14 protein-coding genes are annotated in these 13,425 nt (G+C 73.1%); 5 read left to right on the top strand and 9 right to left on the bottom strand.

Annotation, left to right across the window (positions count from 1 at the left end; translation table 11 throughout):
• Window positions 1–82: 82 nt before the first annotated feature.
• From P3T27_RS30095 to P3T27_RS30075, 5 genes are all read right to left on the bottom strand, one after another.
• Window positions 83–658 carry a dihydrofolate reductase family protein gene (locus tag P3T27_RS30095; protein WP_348534150.1) on the bottom strand — a complete coding sequence of 192 codons (576 nt, stop codon included), beginning with the start codon at window positions 656–658 and terminating at the stop codon, window positions 83–85.
• An 82-nt stretch (window positions 659–740) separates the two neighbouring features.
• A complete protein-coding gene (locus P3T27_RS30090; protein WP_280684130.1) occupies window positions 741–1,358 on the bottom strand; it encodes a vitamin K epoxide reductase family protein in 618 nt (205 codons plus the stop codon).
• A complete protein-coding gene (locus P3T27_RS30085; RefSeq protein ID WP_280684128.1) occupies window positions 1,355–2,146 on the bottom strand; it encodes a thioredoxin domain-containing protein in 792 nt (263 codons plus the stop codon). The genes P3T27_RS30090 and P3T27_RS30085 overlap by 4 nt, the downstream gene beginning before the upstream one ends.
• Window positions 2,147–2,244: 98 nt before the next feature.
• Window positions 2,245–2,904: a hypothetical protein gene (locus tag P3T27_RS30080; RefSeq protein ID WP_280684126.1), complete on the bottom strand. Its 660-nt coding sequence runs from the start codon at window positions 2,902–2,904 to the stop codon at window positions 2,245–2,247.
• 98 nt (window positions 2,905–3,002) lie between these two features.
• Window positions 3,003–3,455 carry an SRPBCC family protein gene (locus P3T27_RS30075; protein WP_280684124.1) on the bottom strand — a complete coding sequence of 151 codons (453 nt, stop codon included), beginning with the start codon at window positions 3,453–3,455 and terminating at the stop codon, window positions 3,003–3,005.
• 164 nt (window positions 3,456–3,619) lie between these two features.
• Here P3T27_RS30075 and P3T27_RS30070 point away from each other — a divergent pair, with 164 nt between their 5' ends.
• A complete protein-coding gene (locus tag P3T27_RS30070) occupies window positions 3,620–4,489 on the top strand; it encodes a DNA-formamidopyrimidine glycosylase family protein (protein ID WP_280684122.1) in 870 nt (289 codons plus the stop codon).
• 127 nt (window positions 4,490–4,616) lie between these two features.
• Here the strand turns inward: P3T27_RS30070 and P3T27_RS30065 are convergent, their stop codons facing one another.
• Window positions 4,617–5,477 carry an SAM-dependent methyltransferase gene (locus P3T27_RS30065; RefSeq protein WP_280684120.1) on the bottom strand — a complete coding sequence of 287 codons (861 nt, stop codon included), beginning with the start codon at window positions 5,475–5,477 and terminating at the stop codon, window positions 4,617–4,619.
• 227 nt (window positions 5,478–5,704) lie between these two features.
• Here P3T27_RS30065 and P3T27_RS30060 point away from each other — a divergent pair, with 227 nt between their 5' ends.
• From P3T27_RS30060 to P3T27_RS30045, 4 genes are all read left to right on the top strand, one after another.
• Window positions 5,705–6,568, top strand: a complete 864-nt coding sequence (locus P3T27_RS30060; protein WP_280684118.1) for a polysaccharide deacetylase family protein — start codon at window positions 5,705–5,707, stop codon at window positions 6,566–6,568.
• A 177-nt stretch (window positions 6,569–6,745) separates the two neighbouring features.
• Entirely contained in the window at window positions 6,746–7,072 is a 327-nt protein-coding gene (locus tag P3T27_RS30055) for a hypothetical protein (protein WP_280684116.1), read from the top strand.
• A gap of 130 nt (window positions 7,073–7,202) precedes the next feature.
• Entirely contained in the window at window positions 7,203–8,075 is an 873-nt protein-coding gene (locus P3T27_RS30050; protein WP_280684114.1) for a sulfurtransferase, read from the top strand.
• Window positions 8,076–8,281: 206 nt separating this feature from the next.
• Window positions 8,282–9,805: a M1 family metallopeptidase gene (locus P3T27_RS30045; protein ID WP_280684112.1), complete on the top strand. Its 1,524-nt coding sequence runs from the start codon at window positions 8,282–8,284 to the stop codon at window positions 9,803–9,805.
• 124 nt (window positions 9,806–9,929) lie between these two features.
• Here P3T27_RS30045 and P3T27_RS30040 read toward each other — a convergent pair whose 3' ends face one another.
• From P3T27_RS30040 to P3T27_RS30030, 3 genes are all read right to left on the bottom strand, one after another.
• Window positions 9,930–10,778, bottom strand: coding sequence for an AAC(3) family N-acetyltransferase (locus tag P3T27_RS30040; RefSeq protein ID WP_280684110.1), 849 nt, complete (start codon window positions 10,776–10,778; stop codon window positions 9,930–9,932).
• A 125-nt stretch (window positions 10,779–10,903) separates the two neighbouring features.
• On the bottom strand, window positions 10,904–11,875 hold the full coding sequence (locus tag P3T27_RS30035) for an NAD-dependent epimerase/dehydratase family protein (RefSeq protein WP_280684108.1): 972 nt from the start codon (window positions 11,873–11,875) through the stop codon (window positions 10,904–10,906).
• Between the two features lie 152 nt (window positions 11,876–12,027).
• Window positions 12,028–13,371, bottom strand: a complete 1,344-nt coding sequence (locus tag P3T27_RS30030; RefSeq protein ID WP_280684106.1) for a condensation domain-containing protein — start codon at window positions 13,369–13,371, stop codon at window positions 12,028–12,030.
• Window positions 13,372–13,425 lie beyond the last annotated feature (54 nt).

Here is a 13,425-nt window from a genome sequence, read left to right as displayed (position 1 = left end):
CCGAACCGTCAGAAGCCGACCCGATCTGGTGATCCGTCAGCGAGCTCATCAGTGTCTCCCTTGATCAGGGTGTCCACCTGATTCATGACACTCCCCACGGGACTGCCGAAGCAGCCGTCCCGGCCCGGGTGTAGTGCAGCAGGGTGACGCCGCTCGCGAAGCGGCGGGTGTCGGTCAGGGTGAGCGGGACGGGGTGGGGGGTGGGGCGGAAGAGGAGGGTGCCGCGGCCGAGGACGACGGGGTGGACGTAGAGGCGGAACTCGTCGATCAGGTCGTGGGCCAGGAAGGACGCGGCCAGGTCGGCGCCGCCGAGGGCGAGGTCGCCGCCGGGGGCGGTGGTGAGGGCGGCGATCGCCTCGGGGGTGACCTCGCGGGCGATGGCGGTGTTCCAGCCGGCGTGCCGGAGGGTGCGGGAGAAGACGGTCTTCGGCATCCCGCGCCAGATGGCGGCGAACTCGGCCATCGGGCCGGCGTTGGCCGGGTCCTGGTCGGCGGTGGGCCAGAACGAGGCCATCAGCTCGTGGGTGACCCGGCCGGAGAGGAAGCCGCCCATCCGGGCGAGTTCCTGGTTGAAGTGGGTGTGCAGGTCGTCGTCGACGAGCTGCCAGCCCAGGTCGTGGTCCGGGCCCTCGAAGTAGCCGTCGAGGGAGACGGACATGAAGAGGACGATCCTGCGTCGCATGGGCGGCCTCGGGCGGAGGATGGTCCGCCGCCCCCGGGGTGGGGGCGGCGGACGGCGATCAGATCAGGGTGCTCCAGTAGTACCAGAACCGGTTGAGGATCAGCAGGGCGATCACCGCGTACCAGAGGGCCGGGACGATCCAGTGGTAGCGGGCCGCCTCGCGGACGACCGGGCGCAGGGCGCGGCCGGTGGGGATGATCCCGGAGCGCAGGTTGTGCAGGGTGGTGTACCAGAACAGCGGGATCATCGCGGCCCAGACCACCATGCAGTACGGGCAGAGCGCGCCGATCCGGTAGAGCGCCTGGTACATCAGCCAGGTCACGAAGCCGATGCCGAAGACCGTCCCGGCCTGGAGGCCGAGCCAGAACCAGCGCCGGTAGGCGGCGCCCGCGAGCAGTCCGGCGCCGATCGCGATCACGACCGCGAAGCCGATCAGGCCGAGCAGCGAGTTGGGGAAGCCGAAGGCCTCGGCCTGGTCGCTGCGCATGATCGACCCGCAGCTGATGATCGGGTTGATGTTGCAGTTGGGGACGTACGACGGGTCCTCCAGCAACCGGATCTTGTCCAGGGTGAGGACCGAGGAGGCGAACAGGCCGACCGCGCCGCCGATCAGCAGCAGCCAGGCGAACGGGCGGCCGGAGCCGTAGGTCCGTACGGCGGGGGCGGCGGTCGTCATCCGGTCACCTGCTTGACCATCGCGGTGAACTGCTCGGGGGAGACGGCCTTGCCACCGGTGAGGACGTCCAGCTTCTTGCCGTCCAGCTTCACGGTCGGGGTGCCGGTGACGTCGCTCTTGTTGAACTCCTCGTTCACCCGGGCCGCCCACGGCGCGTAGGTGCCGTCCTGGACGGCCTTGACGAAGCCGTCGGTCTTCAGGCCGGGCACCTGGCCGGCCAGGTCGAGGATGTGGTTGACGTCGCCGAAGTCGTCGGTGCGCTCGTCGGGCTGGTTGGCGTAGAGCACGTCGTGGAACTGCTTGAACTTGTCCACGCCCTCGTTGAGCGCGGCGCCGGCGGCGGCCAGCGCGGTGCGCGAGCCCTTGCCGCCGAGGTTCTTGTCCAGGAACGTCGCCAGGTGGTACTCGACCTTGTAGGTGCCGGCGTCGGCGAGCTGCTGGATGGCCTTGCCGGTGGTGGTCTCCAACTGCTCGCAGAACGGGCAGCGGAAGTCCTCGTAGACCTCCAGGGTGTGCGGGGCGTCGGCCTTGCCGTAGGTGATCACGGTGCCGTCGGTGCCGCTCGCGTTGGCGGGGACGACCAGCGGGCCGTTCGTGGCCGCGTCCGTGGAGCCGGAGGAGCCGCTGACGGCGAAGGCCACGCCCGCCACCAGGGCGAGCACGGCGGCGGAGGCACCGCCGACCACGACCCGGCGGCGGATCCGGTCGGAGCGCTCGGCCTGGGCGCGGGCGGCGCGCATGCGGTCGGTGGCGGAGGTCTTGCCGGTGGTCTTGCGGGTGTTGCTCATGGAGTGTCGTCCTGTGCTCTCGGGCGTGCGGGGGTGCGGGCGCGCGGGGCGCGCGGCGAGAGGACCGGCCGGGAACGGCGCTCGGAGGCGCGCGTTGCTCAGCAGGCCAGGGCGAGCGCCGGCGGACCGCGCCGGACGGCCGGGCGGACGACGACGTCCTCGGCCGGGATCAAGGTCCGGCTGGCCCGGGGGAACGCCACCCGCGCCACCGGACGGGCCGGGACGGGCGCGACGAGCAGCCGCAGCCAGCGCGCGGCGGCCGGCAGGTGCCGGTGCAGGAAGTCGCCCAGCATCGGGACAGTACGGGCGAGGCCGGCCAGCGCGGCGTCCGCGCGGCGCAGCCAGAACGCGCCGGACAGCGCGATCGCGGCGTGCACCAGCAGGAGCAGCAGGACGCCGACCCGTTGGGAGACGCCGTGGCCGAGCAGGAACCCGCCCAGCGAGCCGCCGCCGCACAGCAGCGGCTGGAAGCCGTGCGCGGCACCGGGCGGCAGGGACGGGCAGGCGGTCTGGGCGAGGTCGAACAGTGCGCTGACGCCCAGCTCCAGCGGCAGGAACACCGCCGCGACCGCCGGGTACCCGCGTTCGCGGCCGGCCAGCGCGTACGCCACCGCGAACACGGCGACGGAGGCCAGGGCCATCGTGCCGACCGGCAGCGAGCGGCCGGTGACGAGCACCTGGCCGAGCCCGGCGAGCAGCACGAGCAGCGCGGCGAAGACCGCCGCGCGGAGCGTCCTGGTGACCGGGCCGATGCTCATGGCACCCGAGTCTGCCACAGGTTGAAAGCGAAACGGTCGGGCCGAAGGTCCGCTGTGAAGAGCCTCACCACCGGCACTGAGCTGGGCTTATCCGGTCCTTACGGGTGGGTGCCCGCCGTGCTCACCCGCGCCTCCACCAGCTCCCGGAAGTGCTTCAGGTCACCGCGGACGGTCCGCTCGATCGCCCCGGCCTGGGCGAAGCCGCGCGGCCCGCCGAACGCCTCGTGCACCGCCTCCGGGTCGTACTCCACCCGGATCTGCAGCCGGGTGTGCCGGGCGTCCAGCGGCAGCAGCGCGAACGTGCCGCGCAGCGGGATCCCGTCGAGCGTCCGCCAGGACATCACCCGGCCCCGGCCGCGGTCGGTGATCTCGGTGTCGACCTCTCGCTCGGCGCTGCCGAACCGCACCCCGAGGTGCGCCAGGTTCCGCCCGTGCGGATGGGCGCTGCGGACGCCGTCGACGAACTGCGGGTACTCGTGCACCCGGTGCAACTGCTCCCAGGCGGCGAGGACGGGGGCGTCGATGTCGATCTGTTCCTCAAGGGTGCTCATCACGGTGCTCCGTGGAGGGGGGTTAGTACAAGCCTGCTCCCCGGGCGGGGGTCGGGCAACGGGTGGGGGTAGGGCAACGAGTGCGGCTCGGGTGGGAGGTGGGCCGCGGGCCGGAGGCGGGGTTCGGGCGGGCGGTGGGCGGAGGGCTGCGGGAGACTGGGCGCATGCCGGAGCTGCCCGAGGTCGAGGCGCTGAGCGCCTTCCTGTCCGAGCGGTTGACCGGGCGCGTCATCGCCCGCGCGCAGCCGGTGGCGATCAGCGCGCTGAAGACGTACGACCCGCCGGTCACCGCGCTGGAGGGGCGGACCGTGGGCTCGGTCACCCGGCACGGCAAGTTCCTGGACATCGAGGCCGGCGGGCTGCACCTGGTGGTCCACCTGGCCCGGGCCGGCTGGCTGCGCTGGAAGGACGGCCTGCCCGCCGAGCCGCCGCGCCCGAGTCCGAGGAACCCGCTGGCGCTGCGGCTGCGCCTGGCCGGGGAGGCCGGCGACGGCTTCGACCTGACCGAGGCGGGGACGAAGAAGGGCCTCGCGGTCTACGTGGTGAAGGACCCGGCCGAGGTGCCCGGGGTGGCCCGGCTGGGCCCGGACCCGCTGGACCCGGGCTTCACCCTGGCGGACTTCGCGGCTCTGCTGAGCGGCGAGCGGCGCCGGCTCAAGGGCGTCCTGCGGGACCAGAGCGTGCTGGCCGGGGTGGGCAACGCCTATTCGGACGAGGTGCTGCACGCGGCCCGGATGTCCCCGTACAAGCTGGCGTCCAGTCTGACCGGGGAGGAGACGGCGCAGCTCTACGAGGCGCTCGGCGCCACGTTGCGGGACGCGGTGGAGCGCTCGCGCGGGCTGGCGGCCGGGGAGCTGAAGGCGGAGAAGAAGCTGGGGCTGCGGGTGCACGGCCGGACGGGCCTGCCGTGCCCGGTCTGCGGGGACACCGTGCGCGAGGTGTCGTTCGCGGACTCCTCGCTGCAGTACTGCCCGACCTGCCAGACCGGGGGCAAGCCGCTGGCGGACCGGCGGCTGTCGCGGCTGCTGAAGTGAGGCCTGCGGGTGGGGCGGCCGTGGGGCCCGTCCGCTCGGGCGTCCGTCCGCCCCACCCGGGCCGGGGCCGGGCCCTCGTGTGGGGGGCCGGTCCCGGTCGGCGCTTGACGGGGCAGCGCCTGGTGGGTCAGCGCTTGACGGCGACGCCGCCCCAGTAGTATGCGGCCTTCGGGTCGGTCGGCGGCTCGCCGTCCGGGCGCCAGGCGAGGACGGGGGACAGGCCCGGCTCGACCAGATCCCAGCCGTCGAAGAAGCGCAGGACGTCGTCACGGGTGCGCGGGACGAGGGTCATGCCGCCGGCCCGGGCCGCCTCGGTGACCTTGCCGACGGCCTCCGGGTCGAAGTCCTGGGTGGGGGTGGTGAGGGCGATGCAGCTGCCGGCCGGCAGGGCGTCGCGCAGCGCGGCGACCCGGCCCCAGGGGTCGTCCTCGTCGGCGATGAGCATCAGGACGGCGATCATCAGCAGGCCGACCGGCCGGGTGAGGTCGAGGGTGGCGGTGAGCGCCGGATCGGCGAACAGTTCCTCGGGCTTGCGCAGGTCGGCGTGGATGTAGGTGGTCCGGCTGGCCGGGCTGGACACCATCAGGGCGCGGGCGTGGGCGAGCACGATCGGGTCGTTGTCGACGTAGACCACCCGGGTGCCGGGGCTGACGGCCTCGGCGATCTCGTGGGTGTTCGGCGAGGTGGGGATGCCGGTGCCGAGGTCGAGGAACTGGCGGATGCCGTGCTCCCGGGCGAGGTGGCGGACGGCCCGGCCCTGGAAGGCGCGGTTCGCCTTGGCCATCTCCTTGACGCTCGGCACGGCCTCCTCGATGGCCTGCCCCATGGCGCGGTCCGGCGGGAAGTTGGTCTTGCCGCCCAGCCAGTAGTCGTACACCCGTGCGGAGTGCGGCGCGGTGGTGTCGACGCCGAAACGTTCCCACTGACTCAGCTCGGCGGGGTCGTTGTCGGGCCGGTCCTGGCCCGGGATGTCCTGACTTGTCGTCATGGCCACGTCCTCTGATGGCAGATCATCACACTGGGGAGGGCTCAGCGTAGCGGTCCGGAGGGGAGGCGGGGCGTCCGGTGGGGGTGTAGCGGGGAAGTCCCGCGGGGGCGGGGTGCGCTTGCGCCGTCTGAGTGGTGATCGGGTCCGTCGGAGTTGAGCCCGGGGAGCGACGGCGGTGCGCGGGGGAGGCATTCAGAATGCTGTCAGATCATCAGATTTCATCTCGAATGTCTTCCCGTCGCTTGTTGCTGGTCGCGGCCGGGATGTCCCTGCTCGGGGCGGCCGGCTGCCGGAGCCCCTGGAGCAGCGGCGACGGCGCCACACCGGACGCCACCGCGGGCGCCGCGGCGACCACGGCGGGTGCGGCGGGCGGGGAGGGGAAGCCGGGCGCCGCTCCGGCCACCCCCTCCAAGACGCCCTCGCCGCTCCCCAGCAGCCCGCCGCCCTCCGCCCCCGCGCCGAACAAGGAGCCCGTCCACCGGGTGCTCACGGCGGCGGAAGCCAAGCCGTTGTACGAACTCGGCCCGGACCGGCGGGCGGTGGCGCTCACCATCGACGACGGGCCGGACCCCCGGTACACGCCGACCGTGCTGGCGCTGCTCCAGCAGCACGGGATCCGGGCGACCTTCTTCCTGATCGGTGAGAACGCCGTCGAGCACCCGGCCCTGGTGCGGGAGATCGCCGACCACGGCCACCACATCGCCAACCACACCTGGACCCATCCCGACCTGCGGCACATGTCCGAGGGCCGGGTGCGGGACGAACTGGAGCGCACCTCCGACCTGCTGCACCGGACCACCGGACGCCAGCCGACCTGGTTCCGGTCGCCCGGCGGGGACTGGCCGGCGGTCACGCTCAAGGTGAGCGCCGACCTCGGGATGCGGCCGATGTGCTGGTCGGTGGACCCGCGGGACTGGGCCCGGCCCGGGACCTCGGCGATCACCGAGCGGGTCCTCAAGAACGTCCGGCCCGGGTCCATCGTGCTCAACCACGACGGCGGTGGGGACCGCTCGCAGACGGTGGCGGCGATGAAGGCGTACCTGCCGGTGCTGCTCGACTCGGGGTACTTCTTCACGGCCCCGCCGAACTGAGCGGGTTGCTCCGCCGACCTTGAGTGGATGCGAAAAGATGGCGGGGTAGCGGCTTTGCCTTTTAAACCACTCGAAAGGGTGGATTGGAAGAACCGTTTCTGCGAATTTTGGGCCTCTAGGGTGATCTCGCACCAATTCACCAGGTACCACCGAGTACCACCTGAAAGGCCCTCACGCATGCGTCTCCGCAATGCCGCGCTCGCCGTCGCCAGCGCCGTCGCCCTCGTCCTCGCCGTGCCGATGTCGGCCAATGCCGCCACCGGTGAATTCCTGTACAAGGTCGGGCCCGGTGTGCTGGCCGGGCTGGCCGACCCGGAGAGCCGGGTGTGCATCGATCTGTTCGGGACCACTGAGGACCACCCGGGCTTCGCACCCGAGAACCTCACCAAATCGACGGCCACGGTGTTCCTCGACGAGCACTGCTCGGGCGATGTCTTCTACGTCATGAACCCCGGCAGGAAGCTCGGCGACCGGCTGAAGCTGCGCTCGGTCGTCTTCTCCTGAGCCGCCGGGACCGCGGAGTGGCCCGGGTCGGACGGTCGGCGTAATTTCGAACTGTCCGGCCCGGTCGCCGGCGCCTCCTCGTGCCCGTGGTCGGGCGCCGCAGCCTGGGCAGAGTGAAGGAGGGCCTGCGATGACCGGCAACGGCTACGCACACCCCGAGGCGCTGGTCCGCACCGAGTGGCTGGCCCACCACCTGAACGACGGGACGATCCGGGTCGTCGAGGTGGACGAGGACACCACCGCCTACGACCGGGACCACATCCCCGGCGCGGTCGGCTGGAACTGGACGACCGACCTGCACAGCCGGGTCGGCCGCGACTACGCCGACCGGGAGGGCGTCCAGCACCTGCTGCGAGCGGCCGGGGTGGAGGACGACACCACCGTGGTGCTCTACGGCGGCAACAACAACTGGTTCGCCGCGTACGCCTACTGGCTGCTGCGGCTGCGCGGCTTCGGGCCGGTGCGGCTGCTGGACGGCGGGCGGAAGAAGTGGGAGCTGGAGGGGCGCGGGCTCACCGAAGAGGTGATGGACTACCAGCACACCACCTACCGGCTGACCGGGCCCGAGCGCCCGGAGCTGCGGGCGCTGCGGGACGAAGTGCTCGGCAAGGCCGAGGTGTTCGCCAAGCCCGGCTCGGACGCGGTGCTGGTCGACGTCCGCTCGCCCGCCGAGTACCGGGGCGAGCTGATCGCACCGCCGCACCTGCCGCAGGAACAGGCGCAGGTGCCCGGGCACATCCCCGGCGCGGTCAACGTCCCCTGGTCGCAGGCGGCCAACGACGACGGGTCGTTCCGCTCGGCGGAGGAGCTGCGGGCGCTGTACGGGGGGAAGGGCGTGGAGCCGGAGCGCGAGGTGATCGCGTACTGCCGGATCGGCGAGCGCTCCGCGCACACCTGGTTCGCGCTCACCGAGCTGCTGGGGTACCCGCACGTCAAGAACTACGACGGCTCGTGGACGGAGTACGGCTCGCTGGTGCGGGCACCGGTGGCGCTCGGAGGGTGACGGCGGCAGGGGTCGGCAGCAGGGTCGACGGCAGGGGGGTGAGGGGCTGCCGGGGCGTGCGGGGCCGGTGTGGCGTGTGACGGCGTCGCGGCGCTGCCATTTCGGCCTGTTTCTTTTCATGAACATCTCACGATCAGGGAGTGGACCCGGGGCCACCGGGACAAGGATCGATCCGACCCATCGTCCCAGTGACCCTGGAGGACCACGTGCGCAAGAGGCTGATCGTCTCTGCCGCCAGCGCCCTGAGCCTGTTCCTGGCCGTCCCCGCCTCGGCGACCGACTTCCAACCCGGCGCGGCCGGGGCCGGCGACTCGTACTACCCGACCTACGGAAACGGCGGGTACCGCGTCTCGCACTACGACATCCGGCTGAAATACCAGCCCGCCACCGACGAACTGGAGGGCACCACCACCATCCTCGCCACGGCGACCGAGAACCTCTCCCGGTTCAACCTGGACTTCGCGCTGAACGTCCAGGAGGTCCGGGTCAACGGGCGACCGGCGACCTTCGCCACCAGCGGTGAGCAGGAACTGGAGATCACGCCCGCCCGGCCGCTCGCCAAGGGCAGCCAGGCCACCGTGGTGGTCCGCTACAAGGGCGTCCCGTCCACCGTGAAGAAGTACGGTTTCACCGCCTGGCTGCGCACGCCGGACGGTGCGGTGGCGGCCGGCGAGCCCGAGTCGGCGTGGTGGTGGTTCCCGAGCAACGACCACCCGAGCGACAAGGCCACCTTCGACGTCTCGGTCCAGGTGCCGGACGGCAACCAGGTGATCAGCAACGGCATCCTGACCGGCGCCACCTCCCAGGCCGGCTGGACCCGTTACAGCTGGCGCGAGAACAAGCCGCAGGCGACCTACCTGGCCACCCTCGCGGTCGGCAAGTTCGACGTCACGACCGACACCACGCCGAGCGGGCTGCCCGTCTACAACGCGTACAGCAAGGACCTCGGCGAGAACGCCGACGCGGCCAGGGCCAGCGTCGAGCGCACCGGTGAGCTGGTCGACTGGCTGAGCGGCTACTTCGGCGACTACCCGTTCAGCTCGGTCGGCGGCTACGTGCCCAACGTCAAGACCGGCTTCGCCCTGGAGACCCAGACCCGGGTCTTCTACAGCCCCCGGCAGTTCGCGCGCGGCACCAACACCTCGGTCGTCGTGCACGAGCTGGCCCACCAGTGGTACGGCGACAGCGTCTCGGTCTCGCACTGGAGCGACATCTGGCTGAACGAGGGCTTCGCCCGGTACGCGCAGTTCCTCTGGTCCGAGCACGAGAACGAGGGCACGGCGCAGGAGCTCGCCGACTACGTCTACGCCTCGCACCCGGCCGACGACGCGTTCTGGAGCGTCAAGCCGGGCGACCCGGGCGCGGCCGACCAGTTCTCGAACGCCGTCTACGACCGGGGCGCGGTGGCCATCCAGGCGCTGCGCAACGCCGTCGGGGACGACGCGTTCTTCCGGATCCTGAAGGGCTGGCCGGCCGAGCACCGCTACGGCAACGCCACCGTCCAGGACTTCCAGGCGTACGCGGAGAAGATCTCCGGGAAGAAGCTCGGGGACCTCTTCACCACCTGGCTGTTCACGGCAGCCAAGCCGGCCACCGGGCCGGCGCCCGCCGGGGCGGCCTCGCTGGCGCCGGGGGCGGACGCGGGTCGGGCCGACGGGCAGCTGCCGGTGGAGCCGAAGTCCTGGAAGAAGATCCAGGAGACCAACTCGCTGCACGACGCGGAGCATTGAGGCCTGGCGCGTCTGCGGTGAGCAGGTGAGCAGGTGAGCAGGTGAGCAGGTGAGCAGGTGAGCAGGTGACCTGGTGACGGGTGTGGTCCGGTCGGCCGCTTGAGGAAGCGGGCGGTCGATCGGGCTACGCCGCTCCGGGGCCGTCGGCCGCCAGCAGCTCGGTGAGGCGGCGGACGGCGAAGGGTATGAGCTCCCGGACCGGGATCAGCCGGCAGGGCGCGCTGCCGACCAGCACCTCGCGGATGCCCGCCTGCTCCTCGAACTCCCGCCCCACGACGGGGAAGTGGGTGCTGTTGTCGTTGCCCACGTCGGGCGCCTCGATCCAGACCCGCTCGCCCTGGATCGCCATCGGGAAGCGGCGGAGCTTGAGCCGGCGGTTGGGCGCGAAGGTCTCCGCGTAGTGCAGGAAGGTGTTGCGGTTGTGCCCGACGCCGATCAGCAGCACGTACCCGCCGAGGTCGTGCAGCGCGCCGAAGGGCGACTCGCGACCGACCGCGAAGCCCAGTGAGCGGCGGACGGTGACCTCCCGGGCGTGCGCCCCGACCGCGGCGACCGAGGCCTGCGGATGTGTGCTGCGCAGGCTCTCCGGCAGCGCGCGCAGCGCCTCCGGGACGGCGCCCATCCGGGAGGGGAGCCCGGCGTGGAACAGCGGGACGGCGGCCCGCCGTTCGGCGATCTCGGGGCTCGGAAGGCCGGTGTGCTCCGGTGCCGGGTCGCTGACGACATCGCCGGTGAACGTGGGCACCGCGACCGTGCCGCCGGGCCCGACCGCCTCGCGCAGGCTGGCCACCACGGCCGCGGCGCCGCCGTCGACCCGGCCGAGGCTGGAGAGCGAGGAGTGCACGATCACCGCCATGCCCTCGCGGACGCCGACCCGCCGCCAGCCCTCGACGAGATCGGCGGTGCTCAGCGGCGCGCCGGGCGGGGCGGTGCGTGGCCCGGCGCTCTGCGCGGTGGTGCGGTGCGAGGTCATGGTGCCCCCTGGTGGCGCTGGTGCAGGTGCTGGTGGGATCGTTCGGGGCCGACCATAGCGGGTGCCACTGACAACCGGTCAGGACGGGTGCTCGGGGCGCATCGCGGTGACGCGCGGGTCGGCGGTCACCGTAGGCCCGCCGACTCGGCCAGCACCCGGGCCTCCTGCTCGGGCGTGAAGCCGTGGCCGAGCGGAGGTTCGCCGCGCGCCCTGTCCCAGGCGAGCACGTCGGCGGCGGTGACCGCGAGCGGGGTCGCCGGCAGCCCGGCCGCGCGCGCCCGGGCGGCGCTGCGCTGTTGGCCGGGCCAGAGCGGCTCGGCGCGGACCAGCGGGAAGAACGGCGGCGGCGCGCTCTCCGGCGGCACCGGGACGACCTCCACCTCGGTGCCCGCCACCTCGGCGCAGGTGGCGATCAGCCGGCCCAGCGTGGTCGGCTCGGCCGGGCCGACGGCGTGGAAGGCGCCCGCCCGGTCGTCCTGGAGCAGCCGGCCCACCAGCCGGGCCAGGTCGCGGACGTCGACCACCTGGACGGGCTGCTCCGGCCGCCCCGGCAGCGCGACCCGCCCGCCCCGGGCGGCCCGGCGGGCCCAGTAGGTGAGCCCGCGCTGGTCGTCGTGGGGGCCGGCGACCTTTCCGGGCCGCACGATCGTCGCCCGGTCGCCGTAGCGGGCGGTGACGGCGTCCTCGCAGGCGACCTTGAGCCGGCCGTACGTCTCCTCGGTCAGCTGCTCGGCGTCGCGCAGCGGTGCGCGGCGCGGGGCGGACTCGTCCGAGCCGGGGGCGAGGCCGGTCCGCTCGTACACCGCGTGGCTGGAGATGAACAGGTAGCGGCCGACCCGGTCGCCGAGTGCGGCCATCGCCTGGTCGACCTGGCGGGGGCGGTAGCCGCTGACGTCCACCACCGCGTCCCAGCGGCCGTCGCGCAGGGCGGTGTGGTCGCCGGTGTCGCGGTCGCCGATGAGGTGGGTGGCGGCGGGGAAGAGACCGGGGTTGGTCCGGCCGCGGGTGAACAGGGTGACCTCGGCACCGTCGCGCAGGGCGTGGTCGGCGATCGCGCGGCCGACGAAGGAGGTGCCGCCGAGGACGAGGATCCGCATGGGGCCAGCGTAGCGGCGGGGGTCGGCCGGCATGCGGGGGCCGGCGCTCGCCCGCCGCGCGGAGGAGCCGGCGGCGTGCCGTCTCCGCGGCGGCCCGGAACCGCGTCGTCGGGGCCATGGCGACGCGGTCCGGCCGGTGTCGGGTACCGGGGTCAGCCCGCTTCGGCGGCGCGGGCCTCGGTGAGGATCAACTCCTCGATCCCGTACAGGAAGCGCTCCATCGCCGGGCGCGGGAGCACGGCCGGGTCGGCCGTCATGGTCAGGCTGAGCGCGTCCGGGAACTGCAGCGCGTCCAGGGCGTACGTCAGGCCGGGGCGCGGTTCGAACTCCACCGGCCAGGTCAGGGTGGTCCGGTCGCCGCCGGTGTCGGTGCCGGGAGCGGCCAGAACCAGCTCGCGGGTGTCGTTGAAGACGCAGGACCGGTCGGCGAGCGGGACGCCGTCGGCGGCGAGCCGCCCGATCTCGGCGTCCAACCGGAGCCTGTCGTAGTAGGCGTGGCGGTAGGTGCCGATCGCGGCAGCGTGTGTGCGCCGCACGACGTCGCCGAACTCGGCGGTGGCGTCCGGGAGATGGAACAGGCCGTCGCCCGCGACCACGCTCACCGCGTTGGTCAGCTCGGGCCGGAAGCGGTTGCTGACCACGACGCTCAGCACCGCCTCCGCCGAACCCGACAGTCGGGCCGTCATCGTGGCCGTCGCCGCCAGCAGCACCGAGGAGGAGCTCACCCGGTGGGCGGCCGCCACGCGTTCCACCGCGCCGGGCAGCGCCGGCGAGCGCAGCACGGCGTTCGGGAACGCGTCGGCAGGCCCGGACGGCTGCGGAAACAGTCGGGCCGGGGCCGACCGGAGCTTGCGCAGGAACTGCTTGCGGGCGCCCGCGTCCCGCCGCTGCCCGCGCTCCGACACCTGGAACTCCGCCTCCTCCAGGGGCTGTTGGCCAGGCTCGCGCAGCTTGGCCAGCTCGTCCGGCGAGGTGCCCAGGCAGAGCGCGGTCAGGTCCGCCACCAGGCGGTTCATCCCCGTGCCGTCGACCGCGGTGTGCGAGAGCACCAGGCTCACGTACCGGGCCAACCCGCCCGCCTCCACCACACCGACCCGGATCGGCCACTGCGCGGCGGTGTCGAACGGCTGCGCCGCGAGTTCGTCGTGCAGCCGGCCGCCCGCCTGCGCCGGGTCGCACCCCTCCGCGCAGTGGCGGACCTCGATGCCCAACCTGCCCTCCGCGTCCAGCACTTGGAGCAGCCGACCGTCCTCGCCCGGCACCAGTCGGGTGTGCAGGGAGTCGTGCAGGTGCAGCAGCCGCGCCAGGCCGTCGAGCAGGACGGGCAGCGGCAGCCCGGGGGCGAGCGGAGCCGCGGTGGCGATGTTGTACCGCGGCACGTCGGCCGGGGCCAGCCGGCTCACGGCGTCCCGGATGGCCTGTTGGCCCCAGGTGGCGGGTCCGGCGCCGGACCGGCCGGACGAGAAGGCGATCTCCAGCAGTTGACGAGTGGTCACCGTGTGGCTCTCCGATGTGGCGGTGGATCGTGACGTCGTGCCGGTGCGTTGGGA

It is taken from the genome of Kitasatospora sp. MAA19 (genome assembly GCF_029894125.1).
In the GTDB taxonomy this organism is placed as follows: Bacteria; Actinomycetota; Actinomycetes; order Streptomycetales; family Streptomycetaceae; genus Kitasatospora.
This window is presented reverse-complemented; position numbering and strand designations above follow the sequence as displayed.

Excerpts from the sequence above, each read along its gene's own strand:
- P3T27_RS30095 (WP_348534150.1), bottom strand. The coding sequence starts at position 658 with ATGTCCGTCTCCCTCGACGGCTACTTCGAGGGCCCGGACCACGACCTG.
- P3T27_RS30035 (WP_280684108.1), bottom strand. The coding sequence starts at position 11,875 with ATGCGGATCCTCGTCCTCGGCGGCACCTCCTTCGTCGGCCGCGCGATC.
- P3T27_RS30050 (WP_280684114.1), top strand. The coding sequence starts at position 7,203 with ATGACCGGCAACGGCTACGCACACCCCGAGGCGCTGGTCCGCACCGAG.
- P3T27_RS30075 (WP_280684124.1), bottom strand. The coding sequence starts at position 3,455 with ATGAGCACCCTTGAGGAACAGATCGACATCGACGCCCCCGTCCTCGCC.
- P3T27_RS30065 (WP_280684120.1), bottom strand. The coding sequence starts at position 5,477 with ATGACGACAAGTCAGGACATCCCGGGCCAGGACCGGCCCGACAACGAC.
- P3T27_RS30090 (WP_280684130.1), bottom strand. The coding sequence starts at position 1,358 with ATGACGACCGCCGCCCCCGCCGTACGGACCTACGGCTCCGGCCGCCCG.
- P3T27_RS30070 (WP_280684122.1), top strand. The coding sequence starts at position 3,620 with ATGCCGGAGCTGCCCGAGGTCGAGGCGCTGAGCGCCTTCCTGTCCGAG.
- P3T27_RS30085 (WP_280684128.1), bottom strand. The coding sequence starts at position 2,146 with ATGAGCAACACCCGCAAGACCACCGGCAAGACCTCCGCCACCGACCGC.
- P3T27_RS30040 (WP_280684110.1), bottom strand. The coding sequence starts at position 10,778 with ATGACCTCGCACCGCACCACCGCGCAGAGCGCCGGGCCACGCACCGCC.
- P3T27_RS30080 (WP_280684126.1), bottom strand. The coding sequence starts at position 2,904 with ATGAGCATCGGCCCGGTCACCAGGACGCTCCGCGCGGCGGTCTTCGCC.
- P3T27_RS30055 (WP_280684116.1), top strand. The coding sequence starts at position 6,746 with ATGCGTCTCCGCAATGCCGCGCTCGCCGTCGCCAGCGCCGTCGCCCTC.
- P3T27_RS30060 (WP_280684118.1), top strand. The coding sequence starts at position 5,705 with ATGTCTTCCCGTCGCTTGTTGCTGGTCGCGGCCGGGATGTCCCTGCTC.